Source organism: Flavobacterium sp. KACC 22761 (genome assembly GCF_034058155.1).
GTDB lineage: Bacteria > Bacteroidota > Bacteroidia > Flavobacteriales > Flavobacteriaceae > Flavobacterium.
Genome location: NZ_CP139148.1, coordinates 1,724,539 through 1,746,863, shown reverse-complemented (window position 1 = coordinate 1,746,863; position 22,325 = coordinate 1,724,539). Strand labels below are relative to the sequence as shown.

23 protein-coding genes, 2 tRNA genes and 1 pseudogene are annotated in these 22,325 nt (G+C 31.1%); 3 read left to right on the top strand and 23 right to left on the bottom strand.

What is annotated here, in order from left to right:
- Nucleotides 1-76: 76 nt before the first annotated feature.
- The 23 genes and pseudogenes from SCB73_RS07690 to SCB73_RS07585 all read right to left on the bottom strand — a co-directional run bounded on the left by SCB73_RS07690 (nucleotide 77) and on the right by SCB73_RS07585 (nucleotide 20,347).
- Nucleotides 77-1,417: a DUF5689 domain-containing protein gene (locus SCB73_RS07690; protein WP_320569477.1), complete on the bottom strand. Its 1,341-nt coding sequence runs from the start codon at nucleotides 1,415-1,417 to the stop codon at nucleotides 77-79.
- A gap of 17 nt (nucleotides 1,418-1,434) precedes the next feature.
- A complete protein-coding gene (locus tag SCB73_RS07685) occupies nucleotides 1,435-4,251 on the bottom strand; it encodes a carboxypeptidase-like regulatory domain-containing protein (protein ID WP_320569476.1) in 2,817 nt (938 codons plus the stop codon).
- Between the two features lie 210 nt (nucleotides 4,252-4,461).
- A complete protein-coding gene (locus SCB73_RS07680; RefSeq protein WP_320569475.1) occupies nucleotides 4,462-5,682 on the bottom strand; it encodes an MFS transporter in 1,221 nt (406 codons plus the stop codon).
- A gap of 296 nt (nucleotides 5,683-5,978) precedes the next feature.
- On the bottom strand, nucleotides 5,979-7,019 hold the full coding sequence (locus tag SCB73_RS07675) for a Gfo/Idh/MocA family oxidoreductase (RefSeq protein ID WP_320569474.1): 1,041 nt from the start codon (nucleotides 7,017-7,019) through the stop codon (nucleotides 5,979-5,981).
- A gap of 186 nt (nucleotides 7,020-7,205) precedes the next feature.
- A complete protein-coding gene (locus tag SCB73_RS07670; protein WP_320569473.1) occupies nucleotides 7,206-8,276 on the bottom strand; it encodes an NADH:flavin oxidoreductase/NADH oxidase in 1,071 nt (356 codons plus the stop codon).
- Nucleotides 8,277-8,419: 143 nt separating this feature from the next.
- Nucleotides 8,420-9,052: an ABC transporter ATP-binding protein gene (locus SCB73_RS07665; RefSeq protein WP_320569472.1), complete on the bottom strand. Its 633-nt coding sequence runs from the start codon at nucleotides 9,050-9,052 to the stop codon at nucleotides 8,420-8,422.
- Complete coding sequence (locus tag SCB73_RS07660) at nucleotides 9,046-9,735, bottom strand: hypothetical protein (protein WP_320569471.1); 690 nt, start codon at nucleotides 9,733-9,735, stop codon at nucleotides 9,046-9,048. Before SCB73_RS07660 ends, SCB73_RS07665 begins: the two co-directional genes overlap by 7 nt.
- A 664-nt stretch (nucleotides 9,736-10,399) precedes the next feature.
- Nucleotides 10,400-11,065: a CPBP family glutamic-type intramembrane protease gene (locus SCB73_RS07655; RefSeq protein WP_320569470.1), complete on the bottom strand. Its 666-nt coding sequence runs from the start codon at nucleotides 11,063-11,065 to the stop codon at nucleotides 10,400-10,402.
- A 58-nt stretch (nucleotides 11,066-11,123) separates the two neighbouring features.
- Entirely contained in the window at nucleotides 11,124-11,249 is a 126-nt protein-coding gene (locus SCB73_RS07650) for a hypothetical protein (protein WP_256380876.1), read from the bottom strand.
- Nucleotides 11,250-11,262: 13 nt separating this feature from the next.
- A complete protein-coding gene (locus SCB73_RS07645) occupies nucleotides 11,263-11,400 on the bottom strand; it encodes a hypothetical protein (RefSeq protein ID WP_320569469.1) in 138 nt (45 codons plus the stop codon).
- Nucleotides 11,401-11,541: 141 nt separating this feature from the next.
- The gene (locus SCB73_RS07640; protein WP_320569468.1) at nucleotides 11,542-13,692 is read right to left on the bottom strand and encodes a peptidase domain-containing ABC transporter; all 2,151 of its coding nucleotides are present in this window, start codon (nucleotides 13,690-13,692) and stop codon (nucleotides 11,542-11,544) included.
- Nucleotides 13,693-14,835 (bottom strand): HlyD family secretion protein, encoded by a 1,143-nt coding sequence (locus SCB73_RS07635; protein WP_320569467.1) that lies wholly within the window; start codon nucleotides 14,833-14,835, stop codon nucleotides 13,693-13,695. It lies immediately after the preceding gene.
- A gap of 150 nt (nucleotides 14,836-14,985) precedes the next feature.
- Nucleotides 14,986-15,147 (bottom strand): class IIb bacteriocin, lactobin A/cerein 7B family, encoded by a 162-nt coding sequence (locus SCB73_RS07630; RefSeq protein ID WP_320569466.1) that lies wholly within the window; start codon nucleotides 15,145-15,147, stop codon nucleotides 14,986-14,988.
- 23 nt (nucleotides 15,148-15,170) lie between these two features.
- Nucleotides 15,171-15,320 (bottom strand): class IIb bacteriocin, lactobin A/cerein 7B family, encoded by a 150-nt coding sequence (locus SCB73_RS07625; protein ID WP_320569465.1) that lies wholly within the window; start codon nucleotides 15,318-15,320, stop codon nucleotides 15,171-15,173.
- A gap of 584 nt (nucleotides 15,321-15,904) precedes the next feature.
- Complete coding sequence (locus SCB73_RS07620) at nucleotides 15,905-16,477, bottom strand: DUF3267 domain-containing protein (protein ID WP_320569464.1); 573 nt, start codon at nucleotides 16,475-16,477, stop codon at nucleotides 15,905-15,907.
- A gap of 34 nt (nucleotides 16,478-16,511) precedes the next feature.
- Nucleotides 16,512-16,988: a hypothetical protein gene (locus SCB73_RS07615; RefSeq protein ID WP_320569463.1), complete on the bottom strand. Its 477-nt coding sequence runs from the start codon at nucleotides 16,986-16,988 to the stop codon at nucleotides 16,512-16,514.
- Nucleotides 16,988-17,068 (bottom strand): annotated as a pseudogene (locus tag SCB73_RS21230) (bacteriocin); the annotation flags it as partial. The gene SCB73_RS07615 and the pseudogene SCB73_RS21230, both read right to left, overlap by 1 nt.
- 27 nt (nucleotides 17,069-17,095) lie before the next feature.
- Entirely contained in the window at nucleotides 17,096-17,686 is a 591-nt protein-coding gene (locus SCB73_RS07610; protein WP_320569462.1) for a hypothetical protein, read from the bottom strand.
- Between the two features lie 76 nt (nucleotides 17,687-17,762).
- Nucleotides 17,763-17,885 carry a hypothetical protein gene (locus SCB73_RS07605; RefSeq protein WP_320569461.1) on the bottom strand — a complete coding sequence of 41 codons (123 nt, stop codon included), beginning with the start codon at nucleotides 17,883-17,885 and terminating at the stop codon, nucleotides 17,763-17,765.
- Between the two features lie 439 nt (nucleotides 17,886-18,324).
- Entirely contained in the window at nucleotides 18,325-19,563 is a 1,239-nt protein-coding gene (locus SCB73_RS07600; RefSeq protein WP_320569460.1) for a hypothetical protein, read from the bottom strand.
- Nucleotides 19,564-19,713: 150 nt separating this feature from the next.
- Nucleotides 19,714-19,848, bottom strand: a complete 135-nt coding sequence (locus SCB73_RS07595; protein WP_320569459.1) for a hypothetical protein — start codon at nucleotides 19,846-19,848, stop codon at nucleotides 19,714-19,716.
- Nucleotides 19,849-19,858: 10 nt separating this feature from the next.
- Nucleotides 19,859-19,987 carry a class IIb bacteriocin, lactobin A/cerein 7B family gene (locus SCB73_RS07590; RefSeq protein ID WP_320569458.1) on the bottom strand — a complete coding sequence of 43 codons (129 nt, stop codon included), beginning with the start codon at nucleotides 19,985-19,987 and terminating at the stop codon, nucleotides 19,859-19,861.
- A gap of 66 nt (nucleotides 19,988-20,053) precedes the next feature.
- Nucleotides 20,054-20,347, bottom strand: a complete 294-nt coding sequence (locus tag SCB73_RS07585; protein ID WP_320569457.1) for a hypothetical protein — start codon at nucleotides 20,345-20,347, stop codon at nucleotides 20,054-20,056.
- Between the two features lie 326 nt (nucleotides 20,348-20,673).
- Between SCB73_RS07585 and rseP the strand changes: the two genes are divergently transcribed.
- From rseP to SCB73_RS07570, 3 genes are all read left to right on the top strand, one after another.
- Nucleotides 20,674-22,014 (top strand): RIP metalloprotease RseP, encoded by a 1,341-nt coding sequence (rseP, locus tag SCB73_RS07580; protein ID WP_320569456.1) that lies wholly within the window; start codon nucleotides 20,674-20,676, stop codon nucleotides 22,012-22,014.
- Nucleotides 22,015-22,100: 86 nt separating this feature from the next.
- Nucleotides 22,101-22,174: transfer RNA gene (locus SCB73_RS07575), tRNA-Asn, on the top strand.
- A 38-nt stretch (nucleotides 22,175-22,212) separates the two neighbouring features.
- Nucleotides 22,213-22,286: transfer RNA gene (locus SCB73_RS07570), tRNA-Asn, on the top strand.
- Nucleotides 22,287-22,325: the final 39 nt, after the last annotated feature.

Genomic DNA, 22,325 nt, shown 5'->3' with positions numbered 1-22,325 from the left:
GACAAATTCTAATAGCTTAAATCTCAAAAACAAATCACTATTAGTTTTTCTTCTTTGAAATCAAAAAAAACACTACCTACTTTTCGCCAAAAACCTTAACATCATCAACCATAAAAGCACCGTTCAGCGTTTTGTCTTTTCCAGAGCCAACATACCTAAAAGCAATGTTGATATTTCCTGAATATTCAGATAAATCAATTCCTCCAGAATTTATAAATTGACGCGCGGGAGTTGAAAGCGAAGGAATTTTTGCTTCTAATCTTATCCATTTTGCCTTAGTAACATTAGAACCATCAAAGTTTGTTGACACATAAACTTCTAAAGTATTTAATGGCGAGTCGACCTTTAAATCATGCTGTGCGCTTCTAAAAGACAATATGGCATTTTTATAATCTGTTAAATTAATTTTTGGAGAGATCAGCCACGCAATATTTTCAGCCGCGGTTGTGCTTGTTGTATTGAATTCTGCATATCCATTTCCTGAATATACCATACTTTTCCAAAGTTTTGTAGCTTTTTCAACAATATTGCTCCAACCTGGAAGGACAAAATTGACATTGTTTTTAACGGACTGAAAATCTTCAGCAAAAAGTGGCGTATTTCTTTTTCCGTTCATTTCAATATCCCTTTCAAATCGAGCCATAAACTGATAATCTGATCCAAACTTGGTTAAAATGCCGCGAACTTTGCCACTTCCTTCCGGCACAAAATGATCCGCAAATTTGGCATAACTGCTGGTTCTAAAAATAATTTGATTTCCAGTTTTATCTCTTAAATTCCAATTTGTCGAACCTCCTACATTATTACTTTCTTCAAAATAATGACGACCTAGGGCATCTTCTGTAAATTCAACATTATTGAGCTCGATCAAAGTATTTAATTTTGAATCATGCAACGCTTCTTCAATAGAAATCGATTCTACTAATTGATTTTCGTCAATCGTTGTGCAAGACGCATTCAAAACATTTTTAAATTCATTTTGCGAAATTCTTCCAATCGTAGGGTTGCCCCCGTTGCTCACATACAAACTACCAATTCGTAATCCGCCATAATACAAATCTGTAAATTGATTTTTGAGCTTTACATAGACTTTGTTTCCAACGCGGTAATCAATATAGGTATTTGACACGTCAACTGGAACACTAAATCCAATTGCGGAAACGTTTTCTGATGCTTTTGTCTGAAAAGAAATGCTTTTAAAAAAATTGCCACCTTCATCACTTGAAACCACATAGGCTTCTATAATGTCGTCATACGTATATTGTTTAGCCGTTGGATCCGAAATCTCATAAACTTTTTCTACTGTTTTGTTTACAATAAAATCAGGTTGAGTACATTCTAATTTTGGTGTGTCAATTTCAGTAGCGCAACTGAAAAAAAACAATGATAAAGTTGAAAATAAAACTATTTTTTTCATGAGAAATAAATTTCAATTTATAATCCGATTGTTAGATTTAAGAAATAAGTGCGACCGTAACCGTAATAATATTTTGATCCAAATGAAGGCGTTCCGCTGGAAACATCTTGATTCAATGCTCTATAATTAGCATTTCGAGCCTGTTCGAAACCGCCTGTTTTGTACATTAAATTCAATACATTATTAACGCTAGCAAAAAGTCCGATATATTTTTTGCGAAAGCGCCAAGACTTTCCGCCATTAACATTAAGCAATATAATTGGTTCAAATTTTTCTTGTTTCAGCAATTCATTTCCGCGTTCAAAAGTCGCTTCTGGAAAAGGAAATCCATTCACTGGGTTAATATAAAACTGTGCTGTTCGCGAAATTGGAGAAACATCAATATAATTATCTGCCAAATAATTGATATTCGCGCCCAACCACCAAAATTTAGGATCACGATATTCTACTCCAAGTGAATAGGCTTGCTGTGGCGTTCCTGCTTGTTTGTAATTTTTAAGATAAGCAGGCCCAAAATCAAACGTGGTTTGAGAATTGTCTTTTGCAAGATTTGCATCGTTTGTAATTGTTACATCAGGATTACTGGTGTAAACAAAATTTCCATAAGAAGCTGCAAAAATGGTTTTTAAAGTAGATGATATTTGATATTCAAAACTTAATTCTGCCCCTGTATTTCTCTTATCTAGATTGGTTAGCGTTTGACTGACAAATGCATCTGTAGGATCATATCCTGCGCCGTTATCAAAAATTCCTTCGGCATAAAAAAAAGAAGTTTTTGCAGTGTTTTTTATTGAAGTATGGTAAGCTGTGAAACGAAATTTGAGTTTTGGTGAACGATATATATAATTTGCCTCAACACTGCTTATATTTTCACTTTGAATTCCATTTACAACCGAATTATTTAAACGTGCATTTGAAAAAGTATTTCTCAAAGACGGGGCTCTTGTTAGGTGTTCACCATTGAAAAAAAGCAATTGTTTTCCCGAAATCTTATACGTGAATCCGCCTTTAAACCCAAAATTTTCAAAATTCACCTTCTCGCTTTTTCCTAATGAATTTGTGGGATAAAGTCCGTTTTGATATAAACCCTCTCTTTGATAATCTGACATGGAATACGATTGTGCCAAAAAGAATTCAGTTTTATTATACGTGAATTTAAACTGCGTAAAAACATCAAAAGTGTGGGCCAAAAAATTATAATTATAGCCATAAGTATCTCCTTTTTTGACTAATCGATTTGGGTGCAATAAATCGGATTGTGAAAGATTGCCTTTATAAAAAGGGTCAATATCTAGAAAATATTCACCGCCAAGAAGATCCAATAAATACTGAAAATTATGCGATTTCAAATTCTTATAAACAAATCCTCCATCAAAGGAAAGATTTGAATTGATCTGAGTGTTTAGAGTAGAATTGAATGCAAATGTTTTATCATCAGTGCGATCTTCATAAAGAACATAATGACTTTGTGCCGGCTCGTAACCATTTCCGCTTGGTTTTTGATTTGCCAAATACATTGCTTTCCAATCAATCTGCGGATTCGCCAAAAATGTTTCTTTGCTTTTTTCGGCATTTTCATAATCGGGAGTAAACTGGCCTGAAAATTCTCCTTGATCTTTTGCATAAAGCGAACTAAAATAACTCGGCATTTTTCGGTAATAAACAGGATCTGGACTATTCGCATTTTGATAATCAATAGTACTGTTTCCTACTTTCCCAAATTGATACATGATTCCAGAATTCAGATTTGTTCTTTCATCAATCTTAAAATAATGATTGAGCATCAACAGGGGTTCTTCGACATTTTTTACTCTCGCATTTCGTTTATCTCCATTCTGAAATCCCCAATACGAATTGTATTTTTCACCCATTAAATGAATTACTTCATTTGTATTTGGCGAATTTTTTCCACGCGAATTTGGCGTATAAAATCCTGTAAAATTCAAAGAATGCCTATTGTTCAATTTCTTTTCTACACTAAGAAAAAAGGATTCTGCATCGAAATTTGTTCCATCAAAATAACCTACTTCCGCCCATCTTTTGCCTGCCGAAATTACATAAGCCCAACCTGAAGAATTCATTCCGGAGGCTTCTGTAGCAATTCCGCGCCAAGTATAAGCCCCGTTGCTGCCAGAAAGTGTAAATGATCTTCCTTTTCGATACAGAGAAGCTCTTGTAAAAATTTGTTGTGTTCCTAAAACGCCTCCAAAAGCATAATTGGAAACTGCCGCTCCTACCGAAAATTCTTGATTTCGGATCACATTATTCAATCCACCCCAATTACTCCATTGTGGTCTTCCGTCATAGAGTTTATTCATGATCATGCCATTGAGCATCATGGTCCCGTTTTCGCTGTCTAAACCTCGAACTCTAAATCGGGCTTGACCCCAATTAAATGCTGATGCCTGCATAAACGCATCTTTAGAAGACTGCAAAAGCCCGGATGTCATATCTGAAGAACTACTGTCATCAGACAAATCAGTGTCTAAAAGCGTAATTAAAGCGGCAGGAGTCTCATCAGTATATAAATCTTCTAATTGTAGGATGCCGAGATTTACATTTTCACCAAATTTTGATTGAATTTTAAGTAATAAATCCTTGAAACCTTGACTATGAATTAAAAGAAGTTGTTCTCCATTTAGAGAAGAATGCAATTCAAATTTCCCATCTTTTGAAGTAAGTTGCGTAATGGCCGAATTTTGAATACTCACGACAACATTTTCAAGCGGGTTTTGCGTTTTCGCGTCAACAATAATTCCTCTAAAGACTGTTTCTTGCGCAAAAGCAAAATCAAAAACCAATAAAATAAAAAATGTAGCGTATCTTTCAATCATAAAAATTCCAATTTATTTTTGAAAATTATTTTCGGAAATTCTTCCTATTCAAAAGATAAAATTGGTTTTTGGAGAAATAAATGGATTTAAATTCTTAAATCTTGAATTCCAAATATAAAGAAATAAATTGAAAATATAAGTTTTTTCTCATTATTAAATGAGTTGAAATTCAAAATTAATTAAATAGATTTGCTATTTTTTGTTTTGTTTTTAAGCCGAAGTTCTAATTTTAGACACCATAAAAGCAATCAAAACACCAAAGATTCCGATAAAAGCAAAAGAAAATTGAAGTCCGAAATTTTGCGCTATATGGCCAATTACGGGAGGTCCCATTAAAAACCCTAAGAAACTTACACTGGAAACGATCGTTAAAGCTTCTCCTGGTGGCACAGTTGGGTTTTTTCCGGCCAAACTGTAAACCGTAGGAACAATTGTGGCAACTCCAAGACCAACTGCCATAAAAGCAATTGTACACGGAAATAAATACGGCAGAAAAACAGCTGTGAAAAGTCCGCCAGAAATCATGATGCCGCTGATTTGCATCACGCGTTCGCGTCCAAATTTATTGATAAGCCCGTCACCAAGAAATCTTCCACTGGCCATCATAATCATAAATGAAGTATATCCTAGAACAACCAAAGGTCCAGGAGCTTTTACAATATCTTTAAAATAAACACCGCTCCAATCAAACATAACACCTTCGCTCGCCATACTGCAAAATCCTATTACGCCAAGCCAAATCAAGGCGCTGTCTGGTTTTGTAAATAATTTTTTCTTTTCGCCTTTATTCTTGATTTTCTTTTCTTTGGCTTTGACCAAAAATTTAAAATTAAAAGCAATCATAAGCAAAACCACCGCTGCCACTATTAAAAAATGATGTAGTGGCGACAAGTTTAATGCAAGCATTCCTAAGCCAACCAAAGCCCCTGTAAAACCCGCAAAACTCCACATTCCGTGAAACGACGACATGATTGTTTTTCTAAAAAGCACTTCGGTATAAACGCCCTGAGTGTTTACGGCAATATTGGCTAAATTTCCAAATAAACCAAACAAGAATAAACCTAATGATAATTGTAGTGCAGTTGTTGCCAATCCTAAATTGATAAGGCATAAAACATACATTATTAAAGAGAAAATCAAAATACGGTGGCTTCCAAACTTGGTCACCATTTTCCCTGAAAAAGGCATGATGATCAATTGTCCCATTGGCAAAGCAAAAAGTATGGATCCCAAATCGCCTTCGGTTAAATGAAGAGCGGTTTTAATATCTGGAATTCTACTTGCCCAGGTTGCAAAACTTAATCCCATTCCGAAATAAAACATTCCAACGGCAAAACGAATTCGGTTCAAATAAGAGGCTTTTGCTTCTCTGAAAACTTTCTTGATTTTTCCTTTTGTCTGAAATAGTTCTAATGGATTGAAATTTATCAAAATCGGTGCATTTTGGGATTATTACATAAAAGTACAAAAAAACGACGTATTTCTTTTATGCTGAAAAATGTTCCTTTATTTACAACGTTATTGTTTATAAATTGCTGTGTTTTTTTGGGCCACGGATTACGCTGATTAAAACAGATTTGCACTGATACTGATTTTTTTTCCGACATAAAAAAAGACGCACTGCAGTGCGTCTCTACGATTATTCATTACGTATTTTGCCAGAGATTGAAAAAAACAAAACCAGCGAAAACCAGTTTCAATCCGCATAATCCGTGGGCCATTATTCGCTACAAATTTATTACCGTTCTTTGCGTATTACTCGCAATGGCAGCTTCAATAATCTGCATTACTTTTACGCCGTCTTGACCTGTAACAGGTTCTGTTGTATTGTTTGTAATTGAATTGTAAACGCCGTCAAAAAACGAGAAATAATTTCCTTGTAATGTTGGTACTTTTTCGCGAATTACTTTTCCGTCAATTTCAGTATGCAGAAGACCTTGCAAATCTTCTGGTTCTGTTCCCCAAGCTTCTAAATTTGGTTTTTTTCCGAGTTTCAATTCATCTTCCTGAACATCGCCTCTTGGCTTTAAAAAAGAGCCTTTTTTGCCATGAATAGTATAAGCAGGATTAGCTTCTCTAACAAAAAAACCTGCTTTTAAACGCACCCTGAAATTTTCATAAATCAATGCCAAATCAAACCAATCATCAACCAAAGAATTTTGCCTAGTAAAACGAATATCCCCAAATACCGATTTTGGTGAACCAAACAAACAAATTGCCTGATCAATAATATGTGGCCCTAAATCTTTTAAAACTCCCGCTCCGTCATTTGCCGTTTCTTTGTGCGCTTTTGGGCTCAACAACGGATTATATCTGTCAAAATGAAATTCGGCTTCAACCAATTCGCCTAAAACTCCATCATGAATTATTTTCTGAATCGTTTTAAAATCGCTGTCCCATCTTCTGTTTTGAAAAACGGCTAATTTTAATCCTTTGTCTTTGGCAATTTGAGTGAGCTCTTCGGCTTCGGCAACAGTTGTTGTGAAAGCTTTTTCTACAACAGCATGTTTTCCTGCCAAAAGTACTTTTTTCGCATATTCATAATGCGTTCCTACTGGCGTGTTTACGATTACTAAATCGACATCATCTGCCAATAAATCATCAATTGATGGATAACTTTGTACGTACGGATAATCTTCCTGAATGAGTTTTTTGCTTCGCTCCCAAGATCCTAATAATTCAAAACCGGGATGAATATCTAAAAACGGAGCGTGAAAAACTTTCCCCGACATTCCGTATGATAATAGTGCTGTTTTTATTTTTTGCATTTTGTTTTAGTTTTTTTTCGCCACAGATTAATATGATTAGAAAGGATTTCTCTTTTGCCACGAATTACACAAATTTTCACGAATTTTTTAAGTTTTTGAACGCAACGATTTGTGAAAATTTGTGTAATTCGTGGCGAAAAAACTCAGAAAAATCCTTTTAATCTGTAAAATCTGTGGCTAAATAAATTATAGTTTAGCTCTTTCGTATTGTTTTGGCCAATGAATATCGTCGTTTAATTCTTTGGCGAAATCTAAAGGCAAATTCGGGTTTCTTAATGATTCTCTGGCAAACAAAATTAAGTCGGCTTGGCCATTATTCAAAATTTCTTCGGCTTGTTTTGCGTCCGTAATTAAACCAACTGCTCCGGTTAAAATATTGGCTTCACTTTTTACTTTTTCTGCAAAAGGAACTTGGTAACCTGGACCAATATTGATTTTTTGATGCGAAACCAATCCGCCTGACGAAACATCAATTAAATCTACTCCTTTTTCTTTTAAAATTTTAGAAAGTACTACAGATTCTTCTGGATTCCATCCGTTTTCTGCCCAATCTGTTGCTGAAATTCGAACAAATAAAGGAAGATTTTCCGGCCATTCTGATTGAACTGCTTCTACAACTTCTAATGTAAAACGGATTCTATTTTCAAAACTTCCTCCATATTCATCGGTTCTTACATTTGTCAAAGGCGATAAAAACTGATGCAACAAATAACCGTGCGCTGCGTGAATTTCGAGAACTTGATATCCGGCTTCAACGACTCTTTTGGTTGCGGATTTAAAATCAGAAATCACTTTTTGGATTCCGTTTTTATCTAAGGCTTCAGGAAGAAAAGGTTCATTCTCATGATATGCAATCGCACTTGGCGCAACGGTTTGCCATCCGCCTTGAGCGAAATCCAATTTTTTATTGCCAAGCCACGGAGCCGAAACACTTGCTTTTCGTCCAGCGTGCGCCAATTGAATTCCGGGCACAGCATTTTGAGAAACGATAAATTGATTGATTTGTTTCAGTTTTTGAATATGCTCATCTTTCCAAATTCCAAGATCAGCAGGCGAAATTCGAGCTTCGGGAGAAACGGCAGTTGCTTCCTGAATAATCAATCCGGCGCCTCCGCTCGCACGACTTCCTAAATGAACCAGGTGCCAATCGTTTGCATATCCGTCTTCGGCAGAATATTGGCACATTGGCGAAATGACGATTCTATTTTTTAATGTGGTATTTTTTAATAGTAATGGAGAAAATAATTGTGAAGCCATACTTGTAACTTTTAATAGATTTAGACTACCAACTGAAGACGGCAGCCGTTTAAAAAGTAAAGTTACGGCTTCCTTATAAAAGGAGAAATCTAAATGTTTATTAATTAACAAACATTTAAAGCAAATTCTGTTTTCTCATGCAATTACATAAAAAGTGTTTTTTCTATCTCTGGAAATTCACTTTTCTCAAACGTCTGTATGTTTTTATCTTTCAGCAGAAAAATTTGATCACAATCTTTATAGAGAATTTCTAAAATATGAGAGGAAATAAAAACAATACAGGTTTTAGAAAGTCCTCTAATGTAATTCATTAATAAATAATTCGATTCTAAATCCAATCCGTTAAACGGTTCATCTAGAATGTAAATTGGAAATTCCTTTTTAAAAACAGCATTCAAGTATGTTTTCTTTTTCATTCCTGTAGAAAATTCGCGTATTAATTGATTATCTGGAATTTCAAATATTCGATTGATGCTTTTTGTTCTTACATCTAATAAATGCGCATAAAAATCGTAAAATTCATCGGCAGTAAGTTCTCCGTAAATTGGAGGATCTGTTGGAATCCAGCCTACATTTTGCAATATCACCTTTTCATCATTTATAAAACAACTTCCTTTAAACTTCTCTAAACCTACGATACATTTAAAAAGTGTGGTTTTGCCTTGACCATTTTTCCCAACAACACCGTAAATTCCTGGTTGATAGATAATAATATTAATGTTTTCTAATATCGATTTATCCTTGTATTTCTTTTGATCAATAGTAATCCTTAGCATGCCTTTAATTGTTTTAAAGTTTTAATCGCTTTTTTATAGATAATGGGCGTCGCTAAAAAAGGAACTCCAAATAAAAATATACTTCCGGTAATAAAAATGGCAAAGAAAATCTGCTGTAACAAGCTATTATTAAAACAAATATACTTTAACAACAGATTATAAAGAGGCGCTATAAATATAAAAATCAAGAATATCATTTTTTCCCATTGCAATAAAAAAGACAATGTTATTGCTATTGGAAATATTAAATAAGCGGTATTTATAATTGAATTTTTAAACTGATATCTTACATATTTTACGGCATCAAACGGATTTTGCTTTATCTCTTCAATTTGTTCTCTTTCGAATGAAGGAACACAAGCAATTACAGACAAACCCAGAAAAACGGCATACTGAAGATTTTGATTATTGCTGTTTACTGCCATAAAAATGACCAGAATCAATACTGGAAGAATATAAATGATCTTGTATTTTCTGAAAGAAATATGCCAGTAAATATTAAAGGTATCAAAAGGATATTTTATGATTTTGAGATTGAATCTAGGTACGCTAATCAATGCTATTTTAAACAAAATAATTATCGCAATAGGAACAAACTCTCTTTTTAATAAAAGCACCAGATAAAATGGAAATGAATAAATAATATATTCTGTAAATAAGATTACTTTATAATTTCTCTTCATTTTTAAAAGTTCCAAATCTGACCTTTGCAAATGATAAATTATAATATCGACAAAAAGAAAGGGAACGTAATTTCTGAAGGAATCATAATTTTTAAAAATCAAAAATGCAACTGTTAAATAAAGAAGTACTATTAAAAATATTGCCAGATTATCGCCTTTAGAAACTAATTTTCTAAACCGGATCAGGAACAAGTAATTTAGGATTGTGGTCAATTTTTTTCTTAGTAGTTAAGTCATAACAATTATAGTTCCGTCTAATAAAATTGGACGTAAGTTTGAGCCTTCAAAAATTTCTTTTGATTCATCATCTTTTATCGTTTTCAGAGAAAACTTAATATTACTTTAAAAAAATATTTTTTAGTATAGTCTGCTATTTTTTAAACATTAATAAATACTATAACATAACGAATGTGATAATTTTTATTTTGAAGTCGCCAAAAAAAAAGAAATGATTAAAAAAGTCGTCAATTGAATTCCATTTAAAAAAAACAACTAATAGAAAAATGAAAAGAATAATATTGAAAATTATATTTTCATTTTTCCCTTTTCCAATCCTTTGACTTTCATTTTTAGTTAGTTTATATTTTGACATATTTTTTTACAGTTAATATGAAACTCTTATTTTCATTTAAATAAAATAATGTTGCTTCTAATTTATTTCTGATTATATAATAATTGCAATAAAATTAAATAGTGAATGCAAAGACAGACCCCATAAAAAACCGTATTTTAATCTTAAATTAGTAATAAAATACCCCATGATCATTTGGGGTATTACATAAAAAGGATAAAACAACGCTAATTCCCAATGCAGAATCTTAATATTAGTAATATGTATTAATCCAAAAAATATTATTGAAATCCAAACTAAGCAATTTTGCTTCTTGTCAATAGAATTAATAATCGTTGGAGTCAAAAATTTCCATGTAAGTAAAAAAGTAAAAACACCAATTAAAATTATATAGAAATATAATTCATCATGAAAATTTAGTTTTATAAAACGTCTTCGTAATATTTCATGCAAAAAAAAACCTGTAAAAATTGAGATATTTTTTCTGTTAACTATTAAGCATAACCGAAACAATAATTCCTCAATAATAGGACCTATAAAGACAGTTATATAAAAAGGATACTTAACATATTTGTTTTGTGTTTGATGTATTAATTCTTTGACAGATTCAAAATGAAGATATTTAGTAATAATAAAATCGAGAGGCAAGATTATTACTAATACTGTAATAATAATTAAACTTAAACCTAGTAAATATGAAGTTATTACTTTTAGTACTTTCTCTTTTAAGCTGTAATTAATTGTACTTCTATAGTTCATTTTTCTTATTTAAGTTGAGCAAATAAAAAGAGGTTGTTAAGACAACCTCTATATTTATTTAAATAGCCATGAGAACATCCCAAGCAATACCTATTAATTTTCTTAATTTAGCGCCATTATCGTAACAATCTTGACAACCTCCATTAATCTCAACCAATTCTGTGTTTTTTAATTCTACTAGCATAATTTATTCAAATTTATAAGTCAAACAATCCTCTTAAAAAATCTTTTACATGTGATTCACACTGTAAATACAAACAAACTGGACAACCCCCTTCAACTTCTTGGACTTCATGAACATTAAGCTCTGCTAAATTCAATTCTTCTAAATTCATAACTTTAAAATTTAAATGATTAATAATTTAAAACAAAAATCATTTTCTCGAGAACGTTTTTATTATAGCAAACTTATCATACTTCCGTCTAATAAAATTGGACGGAAGTTAAACGCATTTATTTTTCTTCATTAATAATCTTTAAAGTAAATTCTGTTTATTCCAAAGATTAAAATATTCTAATTTTTGTTCCAATAAATCCAAATGATTTCCAGATTCAACAATATTTCCTTCTTTCATTACCAAAATTGTATCAGCATTTGCAATTGTACTTAAACGATGCGCAATAACTATAATCGTTTTTCCCTGTGATTTAAAATTATCAATAACTCCTTTTACAATTTTTTCTGAATTAGTATCCAATGATGACGTTGCTTCGTCCAGCAATAAAATTTCAGGGTTTTTATATATAGCTCTTGCAATAGCTATTCTTTGCTTTTGTCCTCCAGAAAGCATTGCTCCGTTTTCACCAATCTGCGTTTCAAAACCGTTTGGAAGTTTTTCTACAAACTCTGTAATTCCCAATTGTTGGGATAAATCTAAAATTCTTTGAATATTTGGAAATGAATCTCCCAAAGCAATATTTTCGATAATATTCCCCGAAAATAAATTAAGCTGTTGTGGGATAACTCCAATCATTTGACGCAAACTCTTATAGTGAATAAATTTAGTATCATATTCCCCAATTAAAATTTTGCCCTCTTTTATTGGGTATAAATTTTGAAGCAAAGAAATCAAAGTTGTTTTCCCACTGCCACTTTCTCCAACTATGGCTGTAGTTTCATTCTTTTTAAATACTGCATTAAAGTTTTTAAAAACCTCTATACGAGATCCATAACGGAATGAGATATTTTCAAATTTTATGTCTCCTAGGTTTTCTTTTTGCAGTTCGATCTTATTTTCCGTTTCCTCTCTTTCTAAATCCATAATTTCAAAAAGCCTATCAGCAGCAATTAATGCATTCTGTGCGGTTTTATTCATACCAATTAAAGACGCTACGGGCGAGGTAAAATATCCTATTAAAGCATAAAAAGAAAATAATTCTCCTGGAGTAATAGCTCTATCAATTACATATCCTGAACCAATCCACATTAAGATTACGGTAAAAGCAGAAGCCAAAAATTGCGTCGAAGTTGAAGCAAAAACAACATTTAAACCAGATTTATACGTTGTAAATAAAAGTTTTACAAATTTATTTTCTGTTTTTAGATTTGAAAAATCTTCTATTCCAAATTCTTTTACTGTTCTTACATGTGTGATACTTTCTACTAATTGGGTTTGTAATTCGGCGGCATTTTCCATAATGTTTCGTTCTACTTTTTTGTTGAAATTATTTAGGAGAAAATAAATCAATGTATAAAATGGAATTACAAGAATAATGACCAAAGCTAATTTCCAATAATACGTAAACATTAAAGCAAATGAAAAAATGACAATAAAGACATTTACAATCATTTCTATAGCCGTTTCATTTATAAAAGAACGAATTTTTACAGCATCGTTTATACGAGAAGTGATTTCTCCTATCTGCATCGTATCAAAAAATCGCTGAGGCAGGTGAAGCAAATGTTTATAATAACCCAAAATTAATTTGGCATCAATTAATTGACCCGTTTTCATTACAAAAATACTTTTCTTTGAACCAATATAAGCTTGCAAAAGAATAATTGCGATCATGGAAACACTAAGCAAATTGAGCAGATTTCTATTTCCATCAACCAAAACATAGTCTGTTATTTTTTGAATATAAATTGACATTGCCAATCCCAAAACCGTAAATACAATGGCACCAATTAGAGCCTGAATTAAAATAGTTTTATGTGGCTGAATTAAATTCCAAAATCTCTTTATTGGAGAAGTTTTTTCGTTTTTAATTTTAAAATCATCATTTGGCGCAAAAAGAATTAAAACACCTGACCATATTTTTTGAAAATCTTCAATAGTATAAGTTTCCATTTTACCCAAACCCGGATCCATAACTGTAATGGCGTTTTTTTCAACCTTATAAATGACCACATAGTGATGCAACTGCTCTTTTGTAATAATATGAGCAATAGCAGGAAGCGGAATTTTATCTAAAGAATCTAAACCGCCTTTTACTCCTTTTGCAGTAAATCCCATTTTCTCAGCTGCTTCAATTATCCCTAAAACATTAGTGCCTCGTTTATCAGTATTAGCGTATTGACGTATCCTTGCTATGGGCAGATTAACTTTGAAATGATTTCCAATAGATGCCAAACAAGCTGCACCACAATCTTTAATATCGTGTTGTTTTATTTTTATCGAGGCCATTTATTTTCTATTTGGTAGTTGTTTTGGGTTTAGCCAATCGTCAATTTTATCAAACAACAATTCGAATAAACTTCTGCGGGTAACTATGTATCTTGTAGTTAAAGTCATTCCCTTTGAAACATCGGTTTTGTAACCCGACTTTAAACGTAAAGTTTTAGAATCTAAAGAACATCGCACCTTAAAAAAAGCCTGATCGCCCTGCATCGTAATATTACGGTCGATATCAATTACCTTTCCTTCCAACAATCCCCATTGATTGTAATTGAATGCATCCAATTGAAATTTTACTTTTTGGTTTTTCTTTATCAGACCAATATCATTGGGAGCGACATTACTTTCAACAATAAGATGATCTGCTGAAGAAATGGTCGCAACAGCTTGTGACGCATTTATAAAAGAACCATTTTGAACTCCAGAATAATTTTCGATAGTGCCCGAAATTGGTGCTAAAACAAAATAATTATTTGCCTCTACATTTATTTTGGCAACAGTTCCGTTAAGATTTTTCAATCGTTCTTCCAAATCTCTTTTCTGGTTTTCCCATGTTGCTTTCTGTTGACTTATATAATTTTGCAATGAATGCTTGGTTAATCGTAATTCATATTCCAGTTTTTCGAAATCTGCTTTTGCAATAATATCTTTATCATAAAGAATTTTATTGCGATCATAATTTACTTGCGCTTGCGAAATTTTACTTTGCAGTTCCTTTTTTCCTGATTGAAATTTGAATAAATCTTCACGTGCTGTAGAAGTCTCCAATTGCGAAGTTTTATTTTGTAAAAGATTTGAAATATCTTCTAGCAAGGAAGAAGTAGAATTTGATAATATATCTTGAGTTCTTTTATCACTTTCTAGGTTTTCTTTGGATATTTTTAAAAGTGTATCGCCCTTTTTTACAAAAATATTGTTCTTTAGAGCTATCCAGTTAACCCTTCCGCTCACAATTGTTGTAACAGGAACATTATCTGTTTTACTACGAATTATTCCGCGACTTTGACTACTGATATCTATGTTAATTAAAGGAAGTAGTCCTAAGAAAATTAGAATTGCCAAAACAATAACGAGATATATTGAAAAACTCTTTGTTTTATTTTTTCTAATAAGATTTTCAAGAGTATTTATTGGATCTAAACTGAAATTCATTAAAGTAATTTTCTTTTGAAAAAGAAACACTACAATAGCCTTAAGCCATTGTAGTGTTTTTGTCCAGATATTATTTATTAAGTGTTATGTAAAATGACACTCAACTTTGGAATTTTAAAAAACACGAACCTAGTCCCTATATTCAAAATATTAATGAGTTGCATAGTATAAAGCTTCCCCACAAGCACGTCCTGCACCGTAAACAGCGGCTGCAATGGCTATACCGCCAAGAACAACTGGCAACCATCCTCCCTCTACCTCTTGAATCTCATCTTGAGTTAATTCTATAACTGCATAATCTCTCGTTTCCATATTTATATATATTAATTTATTAATTAATGAGCACTAGCTTCTGCTGATTTATAGCCATTATATACGCCAAGCGCAAAAATATGAGCGGCGATAAACAATATGCCAAAGCCCCCTTCAATTTCTTTCGATTCCTGAACATCAAGTTCTACTAAATTCAATTCTTCTAAATTCATAATTTTAAAATTAAAATAGTTAATTAATAAATTTCAACAAAATCATTTTCTCGAGAACATTTTGTTATAGCAAACTTATTAGACTTCCGTCTAATAAAATTGGACGGAAGTTAAACTGCCGAAATTATTTTATCCCGAATGACTCCTTATTTAAACTACTTATATCTACTTTAATTATTGGCAATAATCTCGAAAAGCGACAGTAGTTAAAAGAATAATCAAATGAATTGAAAAGCTTTTGGATTTGCTTTATGAGCTAAAATTTTCAAAGTTGTTTTTTGGATCTGAACCTAAATTTATGTAGTTCAATTTAGAATTTATAATAAATTATATGATGTATTTCCCAGAATGATAATTGTCAATTATTGTCTTTGCTTCATTATAATCTTCTTCTTTTACCTTTAATTTTACGGAATCAACATCCCCAACCAAAACTCCCCACGGATTAAAAACAGACAATAACGATGAATCTTAAAAGACCTGAATGGAGAAACTATCTAATAACATTTTTAGAACCACGGCCTCTTCCTTACCACCTTTGTGAACTGACATTTTTCTTTTTTGTTCAATCATTTTTGATACTTTTAATCTATGATTATAAAACCAACTTGGCTCTTATGATCTAATAATGTATGATTCAAACCCGCTTTTAATATCAAATAGGCATAAATAAAATCGCCAACAGCTCCTAAAGTCATAGAAAAACCAATAAATAAAAAAACCAAATCCTTAAACAGAAAGCCATAAATTGATGGTAATAATCCTAATATAAAGAAAGGCGAAAGTGAAACAATCAACATTTTTTTTGATTTCAAAGGTTCTGTGCAGTTTGCAAAAGGCATTAAGTGCTTTTTTATAAACCCAAATTTCACCGATTTCCATCCTTTTTTTGAAAAAAGTGCCATAAAAAAACCGTGAATAAGTTCGTGAACAATTATGGCTGTAAAAATGATTAAATTTGGAACCAAAAAAATTAAAATGGTATTTGCTATTTTACTATCAAAGATTTGAATTGAAGCTTTTATATCTTTTAAATTTTGATTAAATACTTCACCCCAATTAAAAAACAAGATTAATAGAAAAACTAAAATAATCGGAATGCTTATTAGTATTCCCCACAATTGTACTTTTTTTGAATCAATTGAAATTTCTTTCATAGTTAATTAAAATGGAGGAGATAAAATCAGTTTTTTATATCTTGTTAGTATAGCTGAACTTATTAAAGTTCTGAGGCAACTCATTTATAATCTCTAATTTATTTGAAGTTATAGTCGGTTTGATTTTGATGACTTTTATTTTACTATCAATTTCAACCTTATGATTACTTCGAATATTTACCATATCTAAATGTTGAACTTTAAAATTATAATTTCCCTCGCGCAAATCTATAATGACATATTCACTTGCTTTTAATTGCCCTAAAGAATTATTATCTATCCAAATGTTCAATCTAGCTGTATTATCCATTTTATGTAAAATATCTGCTCCATTATAAATCAAGACTTTCCCATTGCCAAGTTTATCTAATTCAACATTTTCAAAACCATCCTTAACAGGAGTATATTGAGAAGGAATTGCTTTTAAGGCGCACGAAGACAATAAAAGAATTACAAAAGAAAATACAATTAGCTTTATTATTGTTGTATATGACGCCATAGTAATTGACATTAATATTTATTTTTTAATTGCATAGAATAATTCCCAAACCCTCCTTCTATTTGGTTTAACTCACTTTCATTACATTTTTTTTATTTTCGAAATTATAAGTCTTAACTTCAATAGACCATTTTTGATATTTTGTTATTCTCAAATTCATTATCCAACTTATGTATCAACAAAAGAATTATTAATATTATAGGGAAAACAAAAATTATAAAGTCAAAAAAATAATATTTATTTAATGACAAATAATATTTGATTGCTGTCTGATTATTCTCTTTATATAAACTTACCCAATAGTTATTCAATGAAAACAAAATACTTGTTGTTATTATGTAAACTGGCACACAAGAACCAAACAAAACAAGTATTTTTTTTAAGTTAATATAAGTAAGCCAATCTTTTATTTCAGTAGTGGTTTTATTAAAAAAATACATGTTTATGTATTGCTTTAAATTGAAAGTTTTTATTTCAAATAAATTCCTGTTTTTTAAATACAACAAATAGCATCCTATTACTAAACCTGCTAAAATTATTTCCATAATAAAAAATGTTTTCATACTCATTGAAGTTATTTTTACAATTAAATTTTGTTCTTCTTTATGAAAATTTTTCGTCGAAAATTGTGCCGCCAGCAGTGTTGTATACAAGTCAGCTACTCTAGAAATAAAAATCAGAATACAAATTAATATTGTTTTTGCATTCATAATAGAATTGTATAAATTGAGGGATGTTTAAATCCCTCAAAATTACTAACGATCTCTTGCCGGATCAACCGCTGGTTTATAAGCAACGCAACCACCTAAAAGTAAGCATGCTCCTAACAAAAGGAGGTATAAATCCACCTTCAATTTCTTCTATCTCTGAAAAATTAAGCTCTACAATATTTAAATTTTCTAAATTCATTTTATTATTTTTTTAAGATTATTAATTTATTTATCTGCTGGACACGGAACACAACTTGTAAATAACAATAGTGCTCCTACCGCTAAAAGAGGTAAAAAGCCTCCTTCAAATTCCTTTTGTTCCTATGAATTAAGCTCAACTAAATTCAATTCTTGTAAACTCATAATTTAAAATTTAAAAGATTAATTAATAAATTTTCAACAAAACCATTTTCTCGAGAACTATTTTTTTAGAGCAACCTTATCAGAGTTTTGTCTAATAAAATTGGACGGAGTAAAGCCTTTTCTTTTTTTATCTATTTTTCACTAAAAATATTTCTGAAATACGTAATAATTATTCCTTATCAAAAAATACCTGAAGTACTTTTTTTGAGTCAATAGAAATTTCTTTCATTTTTACTTATTTAATAGTTTCAAATTTCCCAGAAATCTTCTATAACTTATTTTTTGACAGATAGTATAATTCCTAGATGGACTTGAAAATCTTCTGAAAGAGAAGGTGCTTCAGGAATAAAACCCGCTGTTTTATATGACATTCCTAAATTAAAATATGTTGTTGGTTTCGAATCATCTTTTCCTTTTGAAAATCTAATTGCAAATTCCGATTTTATACCAACACCAAACTCTGCTTCCTTTGCTCTAAATTCTAATTTTTTTGGCTGCTCCCAAAAATCCAAAGAAGAATTCAATAAATATTTTTCATCATTAAAAGAATAATTATGCAGAGCAAGTCCGCCTGCAAAAAAAGTGTAGCTTTTATTAAAATATTGACGGAAATAAGGATTTATTTTATATTTATCTTTAATTTGTAAATATGCATTTTGTTCTGTAAAATATCCAAATGGAGCTAAAGAGTAATTAACTGAAAAATTGCCTACTACATCTTTTGACAATTTATAATTTCCCAACTTCCAAATATTTGGATTTAAAAAATTAATCAATGAAAAATATCCAATCCTCTTAGCGTACGATTTTTCTTCATCAGTTAAATCCTTTCTTTGAGTATAACGATAAAACTCCATTGAGGGTCTATGTAAATGACGGATCATCCCATATACATCATTTCCGACGACATCTCGATTAAGTTCTTTACTATCTGTTTCCTTAATTCTTGTTGTCGAATTGTAAAAAGAACTAAAATAATATAATTGAGCTCCTAATTTTCTCATCAAATAGTCTGGATAAAGAACTTTGTAACTTTCTTCATTAAAATTAAAATACATATCTGATTTTCTTAAATAAGCATAATCCGACTCTAATCCCGCTGTATGAAGTCTTATATAATTTGGCAAATTATTATCCCTTAAATTAATCAGACTCTCATCAGTTACTCCTGTTACTTTTGCAACTAAATTTTTATCAAAAAATGGTTTGCTGACGCTTCCAATTCCAAGTTCGGAAAGCACTGATTTATGACCTGCTTCGTGTGTAAGTGCCTGTCCAATTAAAGAAGTAAAAATCAACAAACTCGCTGAATATAATTTTTCTTCTTTTTTTGTAATTTCTGAATTATTTATTTCCTGCCCAATATATCGTATTGAATTCAACATTAAATCGTTGCTTTGAGACATCGTAAATAGATAATCTTTTCCATCATAAATGTTGTAATTATAGTATTTTGATTGTGCATTACTTATAAACAACAATGAAAAAAATATGATACTAAAAATATATTTCATTTATAAATAATTTTTAAAAATCCTATCCAATATTTAAAATAAAGCTTTGAAAAATTTTGCAACTAAATTTTATTCAAATACTGGATAGTTTTTATTTAATAGTTAAAATAAATGACCAAGGAGAGTTTAACTATTATGCAATTATAATTGCTAGTCAAGCACGTCTAAAAGGAGTCTTACACCTAAAGCCACTAAAAAAGCTAATCCCCACATAAATCCTCCTGAAATTTCTTTTTGTTGTTCTAGGGGTATTTCAACAACCTCAAATTTTTTTAAATCTATCATAATATTTCTTTTACGTCGTTAATAAATAAGCAAGCGCACCGATGATAATTCCTGCAAGAATTTCTAAAAGAAAACCTCCTTCAATTTCTTCAACTTCCTGAGCATTTAGCTCAACTAAATTCATTTTTTCCAAATTCATAACATTAAAAATTTAAATGGTTAATTAATAAATTTCAACAAAATCATTTTGTAGACAAGTATTTTGTTATAGCAAACCTATCATACTTCCGTCTAATAAAATTGGACGGAGGTTTGTGCCACCAAAAATCTCTTTAGATTCATCATTTTTAATTATTTTGAACGAATAACTTAACACTAATTCAAATGGAGTTTCGTAATAAAAAGTTTCTCGTTTTTTGCAGTATTTAATGGGAGCGTCAAGTTCTTTTATTACCTCTAATTCATTATAGAGTTGGCTTCTGCTTAAATGAAGTTTTCGAGCAAAAGCAATTGGCGCACCTGTTTTTTCTCCACAAATTAGTTTGTGAATCTTTTTCATTCTTTCGATTTGCTTGATAAAATTCATGTCACTTAAAAATCAATTAAACAATCAGTTTGGTAATTCCCTTTTAAAAAATGGAATTTAAAATAGATTTTTTCAAAAAATGCTTTTTATAAGTTTTAGAAGTATCAGAATAAGACATTTGTAACATTCAGACTGAATAGATTACTAATACTAAGAGTACAAAACAAGCCCAGCTTTACTTTAAAAAAAACTAAGCCTAATTATTAACAAACATTTAAAACCTTAAGTATTATATTGCGGTCTTAAATTAAATTTTAAAACGTTACTTTTGTGCGTTAAATACGAACTAAAATTATAAAATGGATATAGTTATCAAACTCTCTCAATTTCTATTGAGTTTATCTTTACTTATTATTCTTCATGAATTAGGGCATTTTATCCCTGCTAAATTATTCAAAACCAGAGTCGAAAAATTTTACTTGTTTTTTGATGTTAAATATTCTCTATTAAAAAAGAAAATCGGCGAAACAGAATACGGGATTGGATGGCTTCCGCTTGGTGGTTATGTGAAAATCTCTGGAATGATCGATGAAAGTATGGACAAAGAACAAATGGCTTTGCCTCCTCAGCCATGGGAATTTCGTTCTAAACCGGCTTGGCAGCGTTTGATTATTATGCTTGGCGGTGTTACCGTAAACTTTATCTTGGCTTTTATTATTTATATAGGAATGGCTTTTGTTTATGGCGATACATACATTGCAAACACTGACTTGAAAGATGGTGTGTGGGTAACTAATCCTGCAATTGAAAAAATTGGAATACATACAGGAGATAAAATTATTTCTATTGATGGACAAAAGATTGAAAATTTTGACAATGATATCAATTCGAAGGTTATTGTAGCGAAAGAAATTTTAATTGAAAGAAACGGACAACAGAAAACCATCAAAATGCCAACTGATTTTGTGGATCAGTTATCTAAACACGAAAAAGGTCTTCTAATCGATACCCGAATGCCTTTTGTCATTGGAAGCATTCAAGATGATTCGCAAAACACTTCGCTTAAACCAAAAGATTTACTTGTTACATTAAATGGACAAGAAGCTAAATATTATGATCAGGTTAAATCAATTTTAAGTGCAAATAAAGGAAAAACAATTCCTGCTGTTGTTTTGCGTGATTTAAAACAAACTCCAATCACAGTTAAGGTTTCTGCAAAAGGAACATTAGGTGTTGTTGCTGGTGGTTTAGACATCAAATCATTAGAAAAACTAGGATACTACAAAGTAAGTACTAAAGAATATACTTTTCTGGAATCTATTCCTGTTGGACTTGCGAAAGGTAAAGATCGTTTGGTAGGTTATGGAAAACAATTAAAAATGATTTTTAATCCAGAAACAAAAGCTTACAAACAAGTAGGTGGTTTTGCCGCGATTTACAATGTTTTTCCTGATACTTGGAGCTGGGAAACTTTCTGGTCAATCACCGCTTTATTGTCAATTATGCTTGGAGTAATGAATTTATTGCCAATTCCGGCTCTTGATGGCGGTCATGTGATGTTTTTATTATACGAAATTATTAGTGGCAAAAAACCAAGCGATAAATTCCTTGAAAACGCCCAAATGGTTGGGTTTGTACTACTTATAGCATTGCTTTTGTTCGCAAACGGAAACGATATTTATAAGGCAATTACGAAGTAGAAAAAAAAATTAAGAAAAAGAGTGAAAATATTTTTGAGAAACTAAAAAATCGATTATATTTGCACTCGCTAAAAAGAGCAACACTTTCCTCCTTAGCTCAGTTGGTTAGAGCATCTGACTGTTAATCAGAGGGTCCTTGGTTCGAGCCCAAGAGGGGGAGCAACTTTTTTTAGCAAACATATTTACCTTTAAGGTGATTCCTCCTTAGCTCAGTTGGTTAGAGCATCTGACTGTTAATCAGAGGGTCCTTGGTTCGAGCCCAAGAGGGGGAGCTTAAAAAAAAAAGACGATCAAATGATCGTCTTTTTTTT